General features: G+C 40.3%; 14 protein-coding genes. 6 read left to right on the forward strand and 8 right to left on the reverse strand.

Annotated elements, in window-relative coordinates; genetic code table 11:
• Nucleotides 1-34: 34 nt before the first annotated feature.
• The 4 genes from VB733_RS23185 to sufB all read right to left on the reverse strand — a co-directional run bounded on the left by VB733_RS23185 (nucleotide 35) and on the right by sufB (nucleotide 5,116).
• Nucleotides 35-1,297 carry a SufS family cysteine desulfurase gene (locus tag VB733_RS23185; protein ID WP_323342415.1) on the reverse strand — a complete coding sequence of 421 codons (1,263 nt, stop codon included), beginning with the start codon at nucleotides 1,295-1,297 and terminating at the stop codon, nucleotides 35-37.
• A gap of 116 nt (nucleotides 1,298-1,413) precedes the next feature.
• Nucleotides 1,414-2,757, reverse strand: a complete 1,344-nt coding sequence (gene sufD / locus VB733_RS23190; RefSeq protein ID WP_323342416.1) for a Fe-S cluster assembly protein SufD — start codon at nucleotides 2,755-2,757, stop codon at nucleotides 1,414-1,416.
• Between the two features lie 2 nt (nucleotides 2,758-2,759).
• On the reverse strand, nucleotides 2,760-3,548 hold the full coding sequence (gene sufC, locus VB733_RS23195) for a Fe-S cluster assembly ATPase SufC (protein WP_323342417.1): 789 nt from the start codon (nucleotides 3,546-3,548) through the stop codon (nucleotides 2,760-2,762).
• A 128-nt stretch (nucleotides 3,549-3,676) separates the two neighbouring features.
• Nucleotides 3,677-5,116 carry a Fe-S cluster assembly protein SufB gene (gene sufB / locus VB733_RS23200; protein WP_323342418.1) on the reverse strand — a complete coding sequence of 480 codons (1,440 nt, stop codon included), beginning with the start codon at nucleotides 5,114-5,116 and terminating at the stop codon, nucleotides 3,677-3,679.
• Nucleotides 5,117-5,357: 241 nt separating this feature from the next.
• Between sufB and sufR the strand changes: the two genes are divergently transcribed.
• Together sufR and VB733_RS23210 are read left to right on the forward strand one after the other, a co-directional pair.
• Nucleotides 5,358-6,020: an iron-sulfur cluster biosynthesis transcriptional regulator SufR gene (gene sufR / locus VB733_RS23205; protein WP_323342419.1), complete on the forward strand. Its 663-nt coding sequence runs from the start codon at nucleotides 5,358-5,360 to the stop codon at nucleotides 6,018-6,020.
• 185 nt (nucleotides 6,021-6,205) lie between these two features.
• Nucleotides 6,206-6,466 carry a hypothetical protein gene (locus VB733_RS23210; RefSeq protein WP_323342420.1) on the forward strand — a complete coding sequence of 87 codons (261 nt, stop codon included), beginning with the start codon at nucleotides 6,206-6,208 and terminating at the stop codon, nucleotides 6,464-6,466.
• Between the two features lie 28 nt (nucleotides 6,467-6,494).
• Here the strand turns inward: VB733_RS23210 and VB733_RS23215 are convergent, their stop codons facing one another.
• The 4 genes from VB733_RS23215 to VB733_RS23230 form a co-directional block, all read right to left on the reverse strand.
• Nucleotides 6,495-7,748, reverse strand: a complete 1,254-nt coding sequence (locus tag VB733_RS23215; RefSeq protein ID WP_323342421.1) for an aminotransferase class V-fold PLP-dependent enzyme — start codon at nucleotides 7,746-7,748, stop codon at nucleotides 6,495-6,497.
• A gap of 17 nt (nucleotides 7,749-7,765) precedes the next feature.
• Nucleotides 7,766-9,130, reverse strand: coding sequence for a folylpolyglutamate synthase/dihydrofolate synthase family protein (locus VB733_RS23220; protein ID WP_323342422.1), 1,365 nt, complete (start codon nucleotides 9,128-9,130; stop codon nucleotides 7,766-7,768).
• Nucleotides 9,131-9,260: 130 nt separating this feature from the next.
• Nucleotides 9,261-9,386, reverse strand: a complete 126-nt coding sequence (locus VB733_RS23225; RefSeq protein ID WP_096609922.1) for a photosystem II protein Y — start codon at nucleotides 9,384-9,386, stop codon at nucleotides 9,261-9,263.
• Nucleotides 9,387-9,560: 174 nt separating this feature from the next.
• The gene (locus tag VB733_RS23230) at nucleotides 9,561-10,085 is read right to left on the reverse strand and encodes a gamma carbonic anhydrase family protein (protein ID WP_323342423.1); all 525 of its coding nucleotides are present in this window, start codon (nucleotides 10,083-10,085) and stop codon (nucleotides 9,561-9,563) included.
• Between the two features lie 495 nt (nucleotides 10,086-10,580).
• Here VB733_RS23230 and VB733_RS23235 point away from each other — a divergent pair, with 495 nt between their 5' ends.
• From VB733_RS23235 to VB733_RS23250, 4 genes are all read left to right on the forward strand, one after another.
• Complete coding sequence (locus VB733_RS23235; RefSeq protein ID WP_323342424.1) at nucleotides 10,581-11,093, forward strand: TIGR02652 family protein; 513 nt, start codon at nucleotides 10,581-10,583, stop codon at nucleotides 11,091-11,093.
• Between the two features lie 150 nt (nucleotides 11,094-11,243).
• Entirely contained in the window at nucleotides 11,244-11,693 is a 450-nt protein-coding gene (locus tag VB733_RS23240) for a VOC family protein (RefSeq protein ID WP_323342425.1), read from the forward strand.
• 623 nt (nucleotides 11,694-12,316) lie between these two features.
• A complete protein-coding gene (locus VB733_RS23245; protein ID WP_323342426.1) occupies nucleotides 12,317-15,175 on the forward strand; it encodes a pitrilysin family protein in 2,859 nt (952 codons plus the stop codon).
• Nucleotides 15,176-15,191: 16 nt separating this feature from the next.
• Nucleotides 15,192-15,737: a plastocyanin/azurin family copper-binding protein gene (locus VB733_RS23250; RefSeq protein WP_323342427.1), complete on the forward strand. Its 546-nt coding sequence runs from the start codon at nucleotides 15,192-15,194 to the stop codon at nucleotides 15,735-15,737.
• Nucleotides 15,738-15,921 lie beyond the last annotated feature (184 nt).

Here is a 15,921-nt window from a genome sequence, read left to right on the forward strand (position 1 = left end):
ATCTGAATTTAAATTTTTGACTGCAATTTTTGATCTAGTCCAAAATACTAGCAAAGAAATCAATTGTATCTTTTAATGCTTTGATAAATCCGTCTATTTCTTCAGTAGTATTGTAGAAAGATAAACTCGCCCTGGCTGTGCCAGGTAAATTTAAGTAGCGGTGTAATGGTTGTGTACAATGATGTCCAGAACGAATTGCTACACCTTCTTGATCTAATAATGCTGATAAATCATTAGGATGAATTTCACCTGCATTAAAAGAAGCTAATGCCGCACGTCCAAAGCCATTAGCATTGGGCTTAGTCCCATATATGGTAATGTTGGGAATTGCTTCTAATTCTTGGAATAAGTAAGCTGTTAATTCGGCTTCGTAGGCATGAATTTGATCCATCCCCAGTTTAGTTAAATAATCTACTGCTGCCCCTAAAGCGATCGCTTCTCCAATTGCTGGTGTTCCGGCTTCAAATTTGTGGGGTAATTCGGCATAGGTGGAATGGTCTAAGTATACCTCAGAAATCATTTCACCACCACCTAAAAATGGTGGCATTGCCTGCAAAATTTCTTCTTTCCCATATAAAAAACCAATCCCAGTGGGAGCGCACATTTTATGTCCCGAAGCTACAAGCCAATCGCAATCTATAGCTTGGACATCGATAGGCATATGAGGTACACTTTGGCAAGCGTCTATCAATACTTTTGCCCCGTATTTATGGGCAAGTTGACAAATTTCTTCGACTGGATTGATGCAACCTAAGGTATTAGAAATATGAACTACAGATACTAATTTTGTTTGATTGGAAAGTAACTTTTGAAAGTGTGCAAAATCAAAGCCCTCTTCGGGAGTTAATTCCACATGTTTGAGTACCGCACCTGTTTTTGCCGCAACGAATTGCCAGGGTACTAAATTACTATGGTGTTCCATCACCGAGAGAATAACTTCATCTCCTGGCTGTAAATTATTCATTGCCCAGCTATAGGCAACTAAATTAATCGCTTCCGTAGCGTTGCGGGTATAGATGATTTCATTGCGGGAATTAGCATTAATAAATGCGGCAATTTTATCCCTCGCACCTTCGTAAGCATCGGTAGCTTTACTGCTGAGGGTGTGTGCGCCACGATGAACGTTGGAGTTATAGTTTTCGTAATAGTCACGCCAAGTATCGAGGACAAATCGGGGTTTGTGCGATGTGGCGGCGCTATCGAGGTAAATTAGCGGTTTCCCATTCACTTCCTGGTTGAGAATAGGGAAGTCCTTGCGAACTTTTTGAGCAATGCTTTGTTGGTGGGTGATATGCATAATTTCAAAGTTAGGAGTTAGGAGTTAGAAGTTAGGAGTTAGGAGTTAAGCATGAGGAATTTTTGATTCCCCGATTCCCGATTAACTATTAACCACTAACTACTAACCAATAGCAATTAAAACTGTTTGACAATCTTCAGCAAATTTTCCCGTAGAGAATTAACGGGAATATTGTTAATTATTTCGGTGGCGAAGGCATAAATTAACAAATTGCGGGAATCTTCTTGGTTGATACCGCGACTTTGCAGGTAGAAAATTTCATCATCTTCTAATTGGCTGACGGTAGCACCATGGGCGCATTTAACATTGTCTGCGGTAATTTCCAGTTGGGGTTTCGTGTCAACCCGCGCTTTAGAAGAAAGGAGTAAATTCCGATTTAATTGGGCAGCATTGGTTTCTTGGGCTGGTTTAGGTACGAATACCTTACCGTTAAAGATGGCATGTGCCTTATCGCCAACAATATTTTTTTGTAACTGGTTACTAACACCATAAGGATAATTTAACGCGATCGCACTATGCATATCCGCAGTTTGTTCGCCTTTAATCATCGCTAACCCGTTGAGGGTTGTTTCTGTTTGTTCGCCAGTTTGAAGAATTTCTAAGTTGTGGCGGGATAACTTGGCACCAAGTGCGATCGCATTACAAGTATAGCGACTATAGCGTGCTTGGGTAACGGCTGTTTTGCCGATGTGGAATGCTTCTGTGGAGTCGTTTTGCAGTCGAGTATGGTTGACGCTGGCATTTTCTGCAATCCAGATTTCCGTGACAGCATTAGCGAAATAAGTACCTGTGCTACCAGCGACAAATTCCTCCACAAAACTGACTTGTGAGCCAGTTTCCGCCACAAGTAAACAGCGAGGCTGGGAAATTACCGGATTTTCACCAGCACTGATAAATACTAAATGGATAACTGTGTCAACAATAACATTCTTAGAAACCCAAATTACTGCCGCATCTGCTGCGATCGCGGTGTTTAAGGCTGTAAATACTTCTAATGCACCCTCTGCTTGCGCGAGATACTCTTTAGTTTTCTCTGTATATTCCGCAGGCAAATTAGATAAATTAGTAACTAAAATCCCTGTTGGTAAACTTGATACTGATGATAATTTCGGTTCGTAAATGCCGTTCACAAATACCAAACGGCTATTTGCTGTTTCCGGTAGTGAAGCTACCTCTAATGTCTCTACATTCGCAGTTGCAATAGTGAAATTGATCTTTTTTAATGCCGATAAATCTGTAAAACGCCATTCTTCATCGTGGTTGTTAGGTAAAGTCGAATGACGCACCCAATTGGCTGCGGTTTTTTTCACATCCTGCAACCAACTAGGTGGCAACGTGACATTTTGCGTCTCTACAGTATTCAACAACCCCGTTAAATAGCTATCCCTATCCAAGAGAGTAGACATGAGACTCGCGACATTAGAATTGGGAATTGGGCTGGGGGAAACTTGTACCATCACAACTAAACTCCCACAGTTTCAGCAAATTGTTCCAAAATCCAGTCATAACCACGCTCTTCCAACTCTAGCGCTAATTCCTTGCCGCCAGAAATGAGGATGCGTCCACGTGCCATAACGTGAACATAGTCAGGGACAATATAATTCAGCAAGCGCTGATAGTGGGTAATCATAATTGTGGCATTTTGGGGATTCGCCAACTGATTGACACCACCCGCCACAATTTTCAGTGCGTCAATATCCAAACCCGAATCCGTCTCATCCAAAATTGCCACTTTCGGTTCTAGTAAAGCCATTTGCAGAATTTCATTCCGCTTTTTCTCGCCACCCGAAAAACCTTCATTCACACTACGGTTTAAAAAAGCCGAGTCCATTTTCACCACATCCAGCTTTTCGTAAACCAAATCCTCAAAATCAAAAGGTTCCAATTCCTCCAAACCTTGCGCTTTCCGTTTCGAGTTATAAGCAACCCGCAAAAAGTCTAAATTACTTACCCCAGGAATTTCCAAAGGATACTGAAAAGCCAAAAATACACCACTTCTGGCTCTATCCTCTGCTGCCATCTCCAATAAATTCTGTCCTTGGAAAATTACCTCACCACCAGTGACTTCATAAGCCGGATGTCCAGCCAAAACCTTGGAGAAAGTGCTTTTCCCCGAACCATTTGGTCCCATAATCGCATGAATCTCGCCGGCTTTGACTTCAAGATTCAAACCTTTTAAAATTGGTGTTCCCTCAACACTTGCTGTCAAATCACGCACCGACAGCAATACTTCGCTATTTTCAATAATCATCTTGATTTTTTCTTGCTTCTTTCTTGACTTTCTTCACTTTGCAGTTCGTTGCCCAAGATGCTGTGTCTGAGGCTAAGACACTCAGATACTCAGAAAAGCTGTGCAACTTGGCGACTTGGGGCAACTTTCTAGCCAACGCTACCTTCAAGTTTCAAACTCAATAACTTATCAGCCTCAACAGCAAACTCCATCGGTAACTGGTTGAATACATCCTTACAGAAACCGCTAATCATCATGGATACGGCATCTTCGGCGGAAATACCCCGTTGGCTAAAGAAAAATAATTGATCTTCCCCTATTTTCGATGTCGAAGCTTCGTGTTCCACTTTAGCGGTATTATTTTGTACTTGAATATAAGGAAATGTATTCGCGTGGGCATTATCCCCAATTAGCATTGAGTCGCACTGTGAATAGTTTCTAGCACCCTTCGCCGTCGGATTCACCTTCACTAAACCACGGTAGCTATTACTCGAATTACCTGCGGAAATACCCTTAGAAATAATCGTGCTGCGGGTATTCTTGCCAACGTGAATCATTTTTGTGCCGGTGTCCGCTTGCTGCATATTATTAGTTAGCGCCACCGAGTAAAATTCGCCTACGGAATTGTCACCAACTAAAACACAGCTAGGATACTTCCAAGTAATTGCCGAACCAGTTTCTACCTGCGTCCAGGAAATTTTCGAGTTGACACCCTGACACAAACCACGTTTAGTCACAAAATTGTAAATACCACCCTTGCCGTTGACATCTCCCGCGTACCAATTTTGTACCGTAGAGTATTTAATTTCAGCATTATCTAAGGCAACGAGTTCCACAACCGCAGCATGTAACTGGTTACTGTCATACATTGGTGCTGTACAACCTTCCAGGTAGGAAACATAACTACCTTCTTCAGCAATAATTAAAGTCCGCTCAAATTGTCCAGTGTCACCGTTATTAATCCGGAAATAGGTAGATAGTTCCATCGGGCACTTCACACCCTTGGGAATATACACAAATGAACCATCACTAAATACAGCCGCATTTAAAGCCGCAAAGTAGTTATCAGCAATGGGAACAACACTACCCAAATACTTCTCAATCAATTGCGGATGTTCTTGAAGGGCTTCAGAAATCGAGCAGAAAATCACACCATCTTTGGCTAGCTTTTCCTTAAATGTGGTGGCGACGGAAACGCTATCGAAAATAGCATCAACTGCAACATTGGCGAGTCGCTTCTGTTCCGTGAGCGGAATACCCAGCTTCTCAAAGGTTTCCAGTAAAGTCGGATCGACTTCGTCCAAGCTGTTTAATTTTTTCTTACTTTGCTTAGGGGCAGAGTAATAGATAATATTTTGATAGTCGATCGCCGGATAATTTAAACCAGACCAATCTGGCTCGGTCATTTTGAGCCACTGGCGATATGCCCGCAGGCGAAACTCCAGCATAAATTGCGGCTCGTTCTTTTTAGCGGAGATGAGACGAACAATATCTTCGCTTAACCCACGAGGTATAGTATCAGCCTCGATGTCGGTGACAAAGCCGTACTTGTAAGGTTGATTGACTAGGGTTTTAACTGTAGAACTCATCAGTGGTTTCTCGCGTTCTCTCTTTAGGATTCTCTTTAAGAATGGGAGACAGGCTTTTGAGGCGCTTCTCGCCAATTGTTACAGTAATTTCAAACCGTGCAAACGGCTGTTAGAATAGTTTTAGGCAATAAAACAACAGATGTGTTGTTTAAGTTATCTTTATTTTACGCTAGATTAACAACAATATTGTTGTCAAAGTCAATTTTTCCGCAGTTATTTTTGAAAATTATTTGGGGCGAAGATGCAAACGACGCAGCAGACCTCAACGAAGGAAGATATTTTAGAATATCTTTGGAAACATGGACAAGCATCGGCTCTAGAGTTAGCCGAGACGCTAGAAATTAGTCCCCAAGCGATTCGTCGCCATCTCAAGGATTTGGAGGCGGAGGAACTGATTGTCAATTCGTCATCAGTACAGAATGGGATGGGTCGTCCCCAGCTTATATATAAGTTAAGCCAATTGGGACGCGATCGCTTGCAACCAAGGCAAGGCTATGGGAATTTTGCGGTATCGCTGTTGGACACCTTAACGGAAACAGTGGGACGGGAACAGGTAGGAACAATATTGCAAAAGCAATGGGAGCGTAAAGCTCTAGAATATCGCGATCGGGTTGGCGATGGTTCCCTTGTCCAACGTTTAGCTGTACTTGTAGAATTGCGAAAAGCTGAAGGATATATGACGGAATGTCACCCAGTCGAAGTGGGTGAGGGGGATTTACGCGAGCGTCGGTTTATCATCGCCGAGCATAATTGTGCAATATCTAATGTGGCAGAGTCTTTCCCTAGTGTTTGCGGACACGAATTGGAAATGTTTGCTGCTGTTTTGCCCGATTGCACGGTAGAACGTACCCATTGGATGATTAATGGTGAACACCGTTGTGGCTATTTAGTGCGTTCCCGCTAGGGTTTGGTTGCAATGTTACGAAAACAGGAAAATTAATTATTAAGTTTCTTGACTAAATTTCAGTTTAGGTTATGGTGACAGATTAATTAGTCATAGCTGTTACGGATTGGCTATACTTGATAGTCTTGATTGGTTTGCCAATCATCTGCAAATTTTCATTTACTAAGTATTTATCTTGATTGATTATGGACTTGCCACCGCAACAACCAGGAACACAATTTTTAACAGCAGAAGAATCAGCAAAAGTTGATGCGGCGTTGCTTTCATCTCCTGAGAAATTTCTCACAAGGATAACTATTTCCTCTTTACGAGTATTAACTCATATAGCGAAAGAGTACGATGTTAAAGTTGAAGACTTAACTGCCCAACAAATTATAGCCTGGTTTGAAAAAGATAGTAAAATTCGCCGTGAATCAGGAATTGATGCGGCATTTTTGAAGTGGTAATTTGATGATGGTAGTTGTTGATTGCGAATTAGAAATTGGTATCATCTGTATTTAATTCCCTAGCTAATACATTAGCCAATCGCTCTAACTCCGTGCTAGGAACTTGATGAGATACTGGTAAAAAGAGAACATGTTTCATCAAATACTGAGCATTTTCAATTTGTAAATGGCTAGAATGATTTGCAGCAGCTTCTGGAACTGTCAAACTAGTAGTTCCTCTAGTGACATCAAAATTGTGCGATCGCAATTTTACCATCAGAGATTCTGGCTTGGCGACAAGAATGGGAAATAACCAATAAGAATGGTAATTTGCGTCAATTCCGGGAATTTTCATATTTTTAATATTTGTTTTGATGATGGCAAGAAAATTTTCAGCAGTTTTAATGCGAGCCGAAAAATTTTCACATTTACTCAATCTATATGCAAGAAACCAGATTAAATGACGGGGAGGTTGATAACGTAATTTAGTCAGTAAATTCCCTTGAGAAAAACCTCGTGTCGTTGCATTAATTGTTGAATCTAAATCTTTTTTGAATATCTGTAATATCTGAAGTAACAGGTAATAAATCCTAGGAATTGAGAGTATTTTTAGTAATATAAATTTCCCAACTCGCACAAAAAACCATAACTCACTCTTTTGTGGATAGTGCTGCTGCAAATATTCTATTTTCTCAGCTTGCTTTCTATCTTTGAATACTGCCACTCCTCCACCCAAAGCAGTAGATGATTTTATGGCACCAAAACTAAAAAAACTGACATCTGCTTGCGGATGTCCATAGTATTTCCTTCCAGCAAATGCTTGAGCGCAATCCTCAATCAGAATCAAATTATATTTTTGGCAAAATTCTACATAGGGTTGCAAATCAATAATAGTACCAAATAAGTGGGCAATCAGAAGAATTTTTGTTTTTTTAGAAACCAGTTTCTCTAATAATTCTAATGATGGTTCACAACCTTTCAGGGAAATATCAACAGGAACCGGAATTAACCCATTGAGTTTGATAATTTCCACCATATTTTGAATATTGATTGCACTCATTAAGACTTCCGAGTCAGAAGGAAATTTTAATGATTGTAATAGTAAATCAAATGCAGTTCTCACAGAAAATGTAACTACAATTCCTTTATCTCTTGGGAAAAAAGAGGTAATTCTAGTCAGACTCTCATTGATATCCAAACTCCGACAAAAAGACATAATACTAGTGATTAAGTCCTGGAAACTAATATCTAGTTGTAGTCGAGGATAAATTTGGTTTCGATTGGAGATTATGGAATTTATCATTGTTCGTAACCAATTTATTAACTGTAATTAAAACTCCTTAAAAAATAACCAATTAAATATAGTGAGCCACACAAAACTACTAAATTCTTCGGCTGACTTACATTTGCATTTTCCGAGATAAAATAATCCAAATCTGGCACAGAAAAAGCTGCATCAATTGCTGAACTTAAATTAGAATATATTTGACAAAAACTTAAATTTGGACAGATTTTTTGCGCCAAAATTGCCAATTCTTCAGGTGTAGCTGTACTGTGGTCTGGAACAGGTAATATATATAAGCGATCGCCATCTCTCAGCAATTCTGCAAATACCTTGTCATGCTCCTTTGTTGATAGCATTCCTATTACCCAACTAACTGATTTAATGTTGAGCGAATCTACATATTCTCTCAGAACTTTTGCCGCCGCCGGATTATGGGCACCATCAAGTAATAATTTATAGGTTTTTTCTTGATGAATATCTTGATGAATATCTTTATTTTTCCAATTAACCCATTGCATTCTCCCCCACCATTTAGTTTTACCCATACCTTGAATCATGGCTGTTTCTGTTATCTGACTCCAGCCTTGATGCTGTAAAACTTCTAAAGTTGCTAGGGCTAAAGCTGAATTTGCTAACTGAATTTGTCCTGCTAACGCCAAGGGATATGTAATTGTTTTTTCTGGGCTAAAAATTGATTTATATTCTGCCATTGGCACTAAATTATCAACTAAATTAGTAATTTTTGCGGCTGCTTGTGGTTGAAAAATTTGACAATCCAGTTCTGTAGCCCTGGCGAATACGACTTGTTCCGCATCCGGTGGTAATTGTCCCATCATCACAGGACATCCCGCTTTGATAATTCCAGCTTTCTCTCCAGCAATCTTAGTGACGGTAGAACCAAGCTGTTGCCAATGTTCACGACTAATTGATGTAACTACTGATACTAAAGGCTGTGGGCAAACGTTAGTGGCATCTAAACGTCCTCCCAAGCCCACTTCTATGACGGCAATATCAACCTCTTGTTGAGCAAAATATAGCCAAGCGGCGGCGGTAATTACTTCAAATTGTGTCGGTGATTCTTCATTGGGTTCAATTGCCTGTTGCACTTGCAATAATAATTGACAGAATACTTCCTCCGTAATTGGCTTCTCATTCAGGCTGATACGTTCCGTCCAATCGACTAAATGAGGTGAAGTATAACGTCCAGTACGATAGCCCGCTTCTGTAAGCACAGACGAAAGATAAGCACATACTGAACCCTTACCATTTGTACCAGCCACGTGAATTATCGGCACCTGAAGGTGGGGATTACCGAGATTTTGTAACAGTTTGTAAATGCGATCGCAGCCTAAATGTACACCGAAGCGTTGAAAGGGCTGGAGGATTGACTCGATATTCATAAGTTGGCAAGGAGGAGTGGGAATTGGGCATTTTCCTGTAAAAACAATCACAGAATAAAACCGACTGTTTACTTGTAAGGGAAACAGTCGGTTAAATTTTAATTAATAACTTAGCGTTCTAAATTTGGGTTTAAGCGTCTCTGTTTAAAAAACCTTGAGCTTGACGTAATGCCGCCGCACCAATGTTGAATACAGCCCAACCAGCAGCTACTGCAATTGGAGCTAGCACAATCGCCACGCGAAAATCAATATCCATATCAAGAACCCCTCTGTTAAGTAAAGATTTAAGTTTTGTCAATTCTTCTCATTTTATTTTTAGCTAAAGTGGTGATTTTTTCCAAGCTTTTTTGTAAAGAATGTTTACAATTTGGAAAATAAAGCCCTGGGAAAGGAGGTATGAAGAATCAAAAACTTCCCACTCCACCCTCAATTACTCAGCAAATCCCAAATCTGAGCCTTTGCCAGCATGAACTAAACCTAATTTTTGGTAACGTTTGGCATGTTCAATTAATTCTGTGGCTTCTTCCCAGGAAACTTGGCGCACTACTTTAGCGGGAATGCCAATAACTAGTGATAGGGGTGGTACATCTTTAGTCACAACGGCTCCAGCGCCAATAATACTACCGCTCCCGACTCTTACCCCATCTAAAACAATTGCACCAATACCAATCAAACAACCGCGTTCGATATGTGCTGAATGAATAACCGCACGATGCCCAATAGTAACGTAATCTTCTAAGATTGTCGGCTTACCAGGGTCGCCATGTAAAATTGCACCATCTTGGATATTGGTACATTCACCAATTTCAATTCTTTCCACATCCCCACGTACAACTGCACCATACCAAATACTGACACCTGGGGAAATCTTTACAGAACCAATTAAATCGGCGCTATCTGCCACAAAAGCAGCTTGAGAAATGTCGCAAGGCGACCAATAGGAAGATGTAGACACGATAGAATATGAGTGTAGAACCCAAAAATTATTGAATAAACCAAATAAACCAACTGTGTAGCCTAGTTGCAAAACCAGGATATCATGACGACAGCAGCCAAGCGAAAATGATGAAATGTAAACTCGATATGTCAACTGCTAAATCAGAGTTACTACAAACTACTGTTTTGCTAACATAATTTTTCTGATCATGATAAATATTTATGAGCAATAAATTTACTTTTTTGTTAGGAAACTTTAAACTAAAAATTCCCAACTAAAAATAAACAATCTGGAAGCACCACTTTACACAAATCTATCAGTTCGCAGCCAATATCAACTTTTGTACATCTTGCACATCAGCTAAATTGGATAACTTAAAAAATAATAAAATGTTTTGGTGAATACCTTAATCAGTAGTTAAGCTAATGCAATTTATCAAAAGTTTAAAATAAAAAGTGTAAAATGTAACTATTTTACTGATGTTTTATTAAAAGATATGTTTAAATGCACTTCATGATGAATTCAGCCTTGCAGTACCCAATCTTTGGTCCCGAAATTCAGTGTCCCCACTGCCGCCAAACTATCCCGGCGCTGACACTAACTGATACATATTTATGCCCTAGACATGGAGCATTTGAAGCCAATCCCAAATCAGGAGAGTTAATTCATCTTCAATCGGGACGACATTGGCGCAGATGGGATAGTGAGTGGTATCGCCAGCATACACATCCCGATGGTATTAGGTTTGAAATTCACGAAGCTCTTGATAAACTTTATACTCAAGGTTATCGCGCAACGCGAGTTATTATTGCTCGACGCTACCAGGAGTTAATGAGTGGATATTTGGAACGGAGTACCCCTTGGCGCTCCGGACAATCGGAGGGGACATCCGCGCGACTGTACGGCTTACCAGTGGAGTTTAGCCCTGAAGCGGCTGAGGATGGTTGCTGGGAAGTGATTAATTTTGATTTAGATAAAGAACCTGGAGTACCTGTAAGGTATCCCTATTTTCGGCTTTTTGAGTAGGAAATGTGGTGAAATCAGGCAGAGTGGGGGAGGGAAGAGCGTCAAAGTCTCCAAGGGGGAGAGGTAATTCATATCTCATCCCCCGTACACTGTCCCCTAGTTCCTAATATTCCCACATCACCTCTCAACGATTCTCAACTCTCCAATTTTATGCACCACGCTTCGATCCGAACAGCCAACATTCATCGTGCGATCGCATTTTACGAGCAATTGGGTTTTACAGTCATCGAACGCTTCACAACTGGCTATACCCTGGCTTGTTGGATGGAGGGATTAAACGGCAGAATTGAACTCATCCACATACCCGAACCAAAACCTGCACCCGATGGGTTTGCAGATGAACACTATGTAGGGTATTATCATTTGTCATTCGATTTAACTGAACTCGTTTCCGATTTACCTAGCTGGTTGTCTTCTTTACAGGAAAGTTTTGCAGTAGTTTCTCAAAATAATCAGAATGGCTTACTACCACTGAAGATTCTTTTAGAACCAACACAGCAACAAATCGGTAATACTATCTATGAGGTGACTTTTATTGCCGATGCAGATGGTTTGCCTTTAGAGTTTATCCGTGTTAGCGGGAAATTATCAAACTCATAAAATTTGCTTTCATCTATCACTATTCCCAGAATTACTTATCAGCAAAGTAATTCCTTCTTTGCCAAGCTCCATCCTGGGTTATTGCATAAGTTCAGTTCGCACAGCCCGATTGTGTGTCGCTAGTTAGTCAATTGTAAATCTTATTTTTGACTTTGCTCCATAGGCTATGTATAAAGTAAATCTTAAGACCAAAGAAATCAGGTTTCTTGGACTTAAGTATCGAGCATCATCTTAAATTTTTGGTGAGAAACCAGGTTTCTCCCTGCACGACTATGCTTAATATTTACTTTACAAAAGCTCTCATAAATACTCTCGAACCTGTTCTACAGCTAATAAGTGTATGAGCGAAAATAAATACATCAAAAATATATGCAAGTGTTCACCCATAATTATTGCTGTAGCCAATTTAGAGGCTTTTGCGAGGTAATACCAATCTTAGGCTTGATTTTCCTGACTTACCTGCTAATTCCCCAATTAATTTTCTCCAGCCAGATTCTTTGTTTAATTCCTCTGTAGAATAATCTTATCTGTAGTGTTGCCGAGGCAACAGATTACTGAGAGGGATTACACTATATTCAGCAAAAAATCATGTAAATAAATTTACAGATGAGATACTAAAAAGCATGTCTGTGTTTGCTAGACTATATCGATATAGATTTCCATTATTTTTTCTCAGTCTTTGGCTGGCTATTATATTGCTAGTCAATGATTATTCCGCTTATAGCCAACTCACAAATATATCTAATAAAGTAATTTTGCGTAAGGAATCAGTTACAAATAAAACGCTCGCTCAACCAATGAATGACACTGTCCGCAAAATAGTGCTGGAAAATGGTCTGACAGTAATCACCAAAGAAGTTCATACAGCACCAGTAGTGACAGTACAGGTATGGTATAAAATTGGTTCACGCAACGAAGAGGCAGGCGTAAATGGCATTGCTCATCAACTCGAACATATGATGTTCAAAGGTACTACTAGCCGTCCGATTCAGTTTGGGCGCTTGTTTAGTGCTTTGGGTAGCGACTCCAATGCTTTCACCAGTTACGATCAAACAGCTTACTATGGAACCGTCGAGCGTGAGAAATTGAACGCTTTGATCGAATTAGAAGCAGACAGAATGCAAAACTCGCTAATCGATGCAGAACAGTTGGTTAGTGAAAAGCGAGTTGTGATTTCAGAATTACAGGGTTACGAGAATGATCCTGAGTACCGCCTCAACCGTGCGGTAATGCGAGCAATTTTTCCGTATCATCCCTATGGATTACCTGTCGGTGGTACCAAAGATGATGTTGAAAAGTTTACAGTTGAGCAAGTACGTAAATACTATAATAATTTTTACAATCCCAATAATGCTGTTTTAACAATAGTTGGAGATTTTCAAACTGATGCAGTCATTCAAGAGGTAAAAGAGAAATTTGGCAAGTTAGCTAAACAGGAGCAAAAAAAGACTAATAGTCAACAATTCTCAATTACGCAGCAATCCCTCCAAAGTTTGGCACAGATTTCCCCAAACCGCAAAAGCCCAATAATTCTTCAAGAACCTGGAGCCGCAGCGATTTTGCAAACTGTTTATCCCTTACCGGATATTAAGCATCCAGATTCCCCGGCATTGGATGTCATGGATTATATTTTGTCAGAAGGGCGTAATTCGCGTCTATATCAAGCCTTAGTGGATTCTGGTATTGCCAATGATGTTAGTGGTTCGGTTGCTAGTTTAATCGATTTTGGCTGGTATGAATTATCCGTAACGGCAGCCCCGAAACAAGACTTAAAAAAAATAGATGAGATTATTGCTCAAGAAATTGCCAAACTGGCTCAGAAGGGTGTTACTACTGACGAGATCAAACGGGCAAAAGCACAATTTGAAGCTTCAGTAATTTTAGGTAATCGCGACATTACCAGCCAAGCAATGCAACTGGCTAACGATGAGATAGTTACGGGCGACCATAATTATATCAATCATTACTTAGAAAATCTCCGTCAAGTGACTTCTGAAGATGTGCAGCGTGTTGCCAAACAGTACCTGAAATTGGAATCACGTGTAGTGGGTTATTTCCAGCCAACTCAAGCACCAATTACATCAAAAGGTAGTGGCAAAAACAAGTTAAATCAAACCCACGAAAGTTTTATTTCTGGTGCAGCTTCAGATACTACTGACGCATTTAAGTATTTACCCCAGATTGAAGCAGTTTCCCAACAAGCTTCTCCACCTCAGATTTTGCCAGAATCTATGACTTTGGCGAACGGGCTGCGAATTTTACTTTTAGATGATAAAAGTACGCCAACGGTGACATTAAGTGCTTATCTCCAAGCGGGTTCAGAATTTGATAGTGATGCTAAAGCTGGGTTGGCGGAATTAGTCGCTGACAATTTATTAAGCGGTACTAAAACAAAAGATGTACTATCCCTTGCCAAAGCCTTGGAAGAAAGGGGTGCCAATTTAGAGTTTAATGCTGTGCGGGAAGGGGTAAAAATCGAAGGTGATAGTTTAGCAGCCGATTTACCTGTATTACTGCATACTTTAGCTGATGCAATTAAAAATCCAGTCTTTCCTAAAAAAGAACTAGAATTAAGTCGCAAACAGGCATTAACTGCACTTATTCAGGAATTAGATGACCCTGCGGAAGTTGCCAGAAGAGCATTCATACAGTCTATTTATCCGAAAACACACCCGTTGCATAAGTTTCCCACTAAGGAAAGTTTGCGCCGAATTTCCCGTCAAGATGTAATTGATTTTAAAGCCCAACACTACCGTCCGGATCGGATGATAATAGCAATAGTGGGGGATTTTGACCGAGCAAAGGTACGATCGCTCATTCAAGCAGAATTTGGCGACTGGAAACAAGAAGGCAAAGCTCCTTGTATAAGTTATCCTTCAGTAACCAATCCCGATAGCCTGGTGCGGGTGAATTCGGTGTTACCAGGAAAAGTACAAGCAATTATTTACATGGGAAGTAAGGCAATAAATCGTTCCGACTCCCGTTACTACTCAGCTTTGGTATTGAATCAAATTTTGGGTGGCGACACCCTATCGAGTCGCTTAGGGGCAGAAGTACGCGATCGCCAGGGCTTAACCTATGGAATTTACAGTAATTTCCTCGCTGGTAGGAATTACGGCACATTTTTGATTGAAATGCAAACTAGCCCCGGAGATGCCAATAAAGCGATCGCCAGCACTCGTAGCTTACTGGAAGAGATGAATCACAAAGGTGTCACTCAAGAAGAAGTTGAAGCTGCTAAACGCACATTAATTAGTAACTATATTGTTTCCCTGGCAAATCCTGAAGAACTCACCCACAAAATTCTCATGAACGAGGTATATGGTTTTGATTCCCGCGAATTAAGTAGCTTCACTAAAAAAATTGATGCGATTACACTCTCCCAAGTAAATCAAGTAGCTCGTGAATTACTGAATCCAGATAAAATTGTAGTAGTTACAGCTGGTCCTGCTGTTGTTGCTGGGCAAGGTACTTTAAAGTAGTCAGGGCTGATTGGGAATGGCTCAGTCCGAATTTGAGGGTAAAGGGGGAACTATCGTGTTGCTATCTGTTGCTAATATTTTCCATGTGAAACTCTTAAATAGGAAGTTATTGAATCGCCTATTACTGTATATCTGCTTGATATTTGCTTCACTAGCATGTATTTGGAGTTATGTCCCCGCCGCATACGCGACTGTACCCACAAGCTTGCTCAAACAAACAGCAATTGAAGTGAAGGTGAATTTAGGGAATTCAGCCAACGAACTTAAATTTGAGCCAAATCACCTGGATTTTGTGTCGGGAAAACGCTACAATTTACATCTTCTGAATCCCAGTCCGCAAAAGCACTACTTTACTGCAAAAGACTTCGCTGATGGGATGTGGACGCAGAAAGTTGAGGCAGGTAAAGTTGAAATCAAAGGTGCAATTCACGAACTCGAACTAAAACCTGGCGCAGAGGCGGAATGGGTATTTTTATCACTTAAACCAGGAAAATATAGCTTACGCTGTACTATACCTGGACATGCCGAAGCTGGAATGACAGGTGAAATTGCAGTGAAATAATGGAATAGTCAAACTAGATTTCTCTGGAGATAGAATTTCATTTTGTAGGAGGATGTGACTGAGAATCAAGCAGTCTAAAATTCTTGCTAAAAGCCTTTCTTCTCAAAAATTTTGGCATTCTTGTACTATTTGCTTAAACAGACTTTACCAGAATTGTCAGGCAGCAGCCGCAAAATAAGTTAAC

The sequence above is a fragment of the Calothrix sp. UHCC 0171 genome (assembly GCF_034931845.1).
Classification (GTDB): Bacteria; Cyanobacteriota; Cyanobacteriia; order Cyanobacteriales; family Nostocaceae; genus Brunnivagina.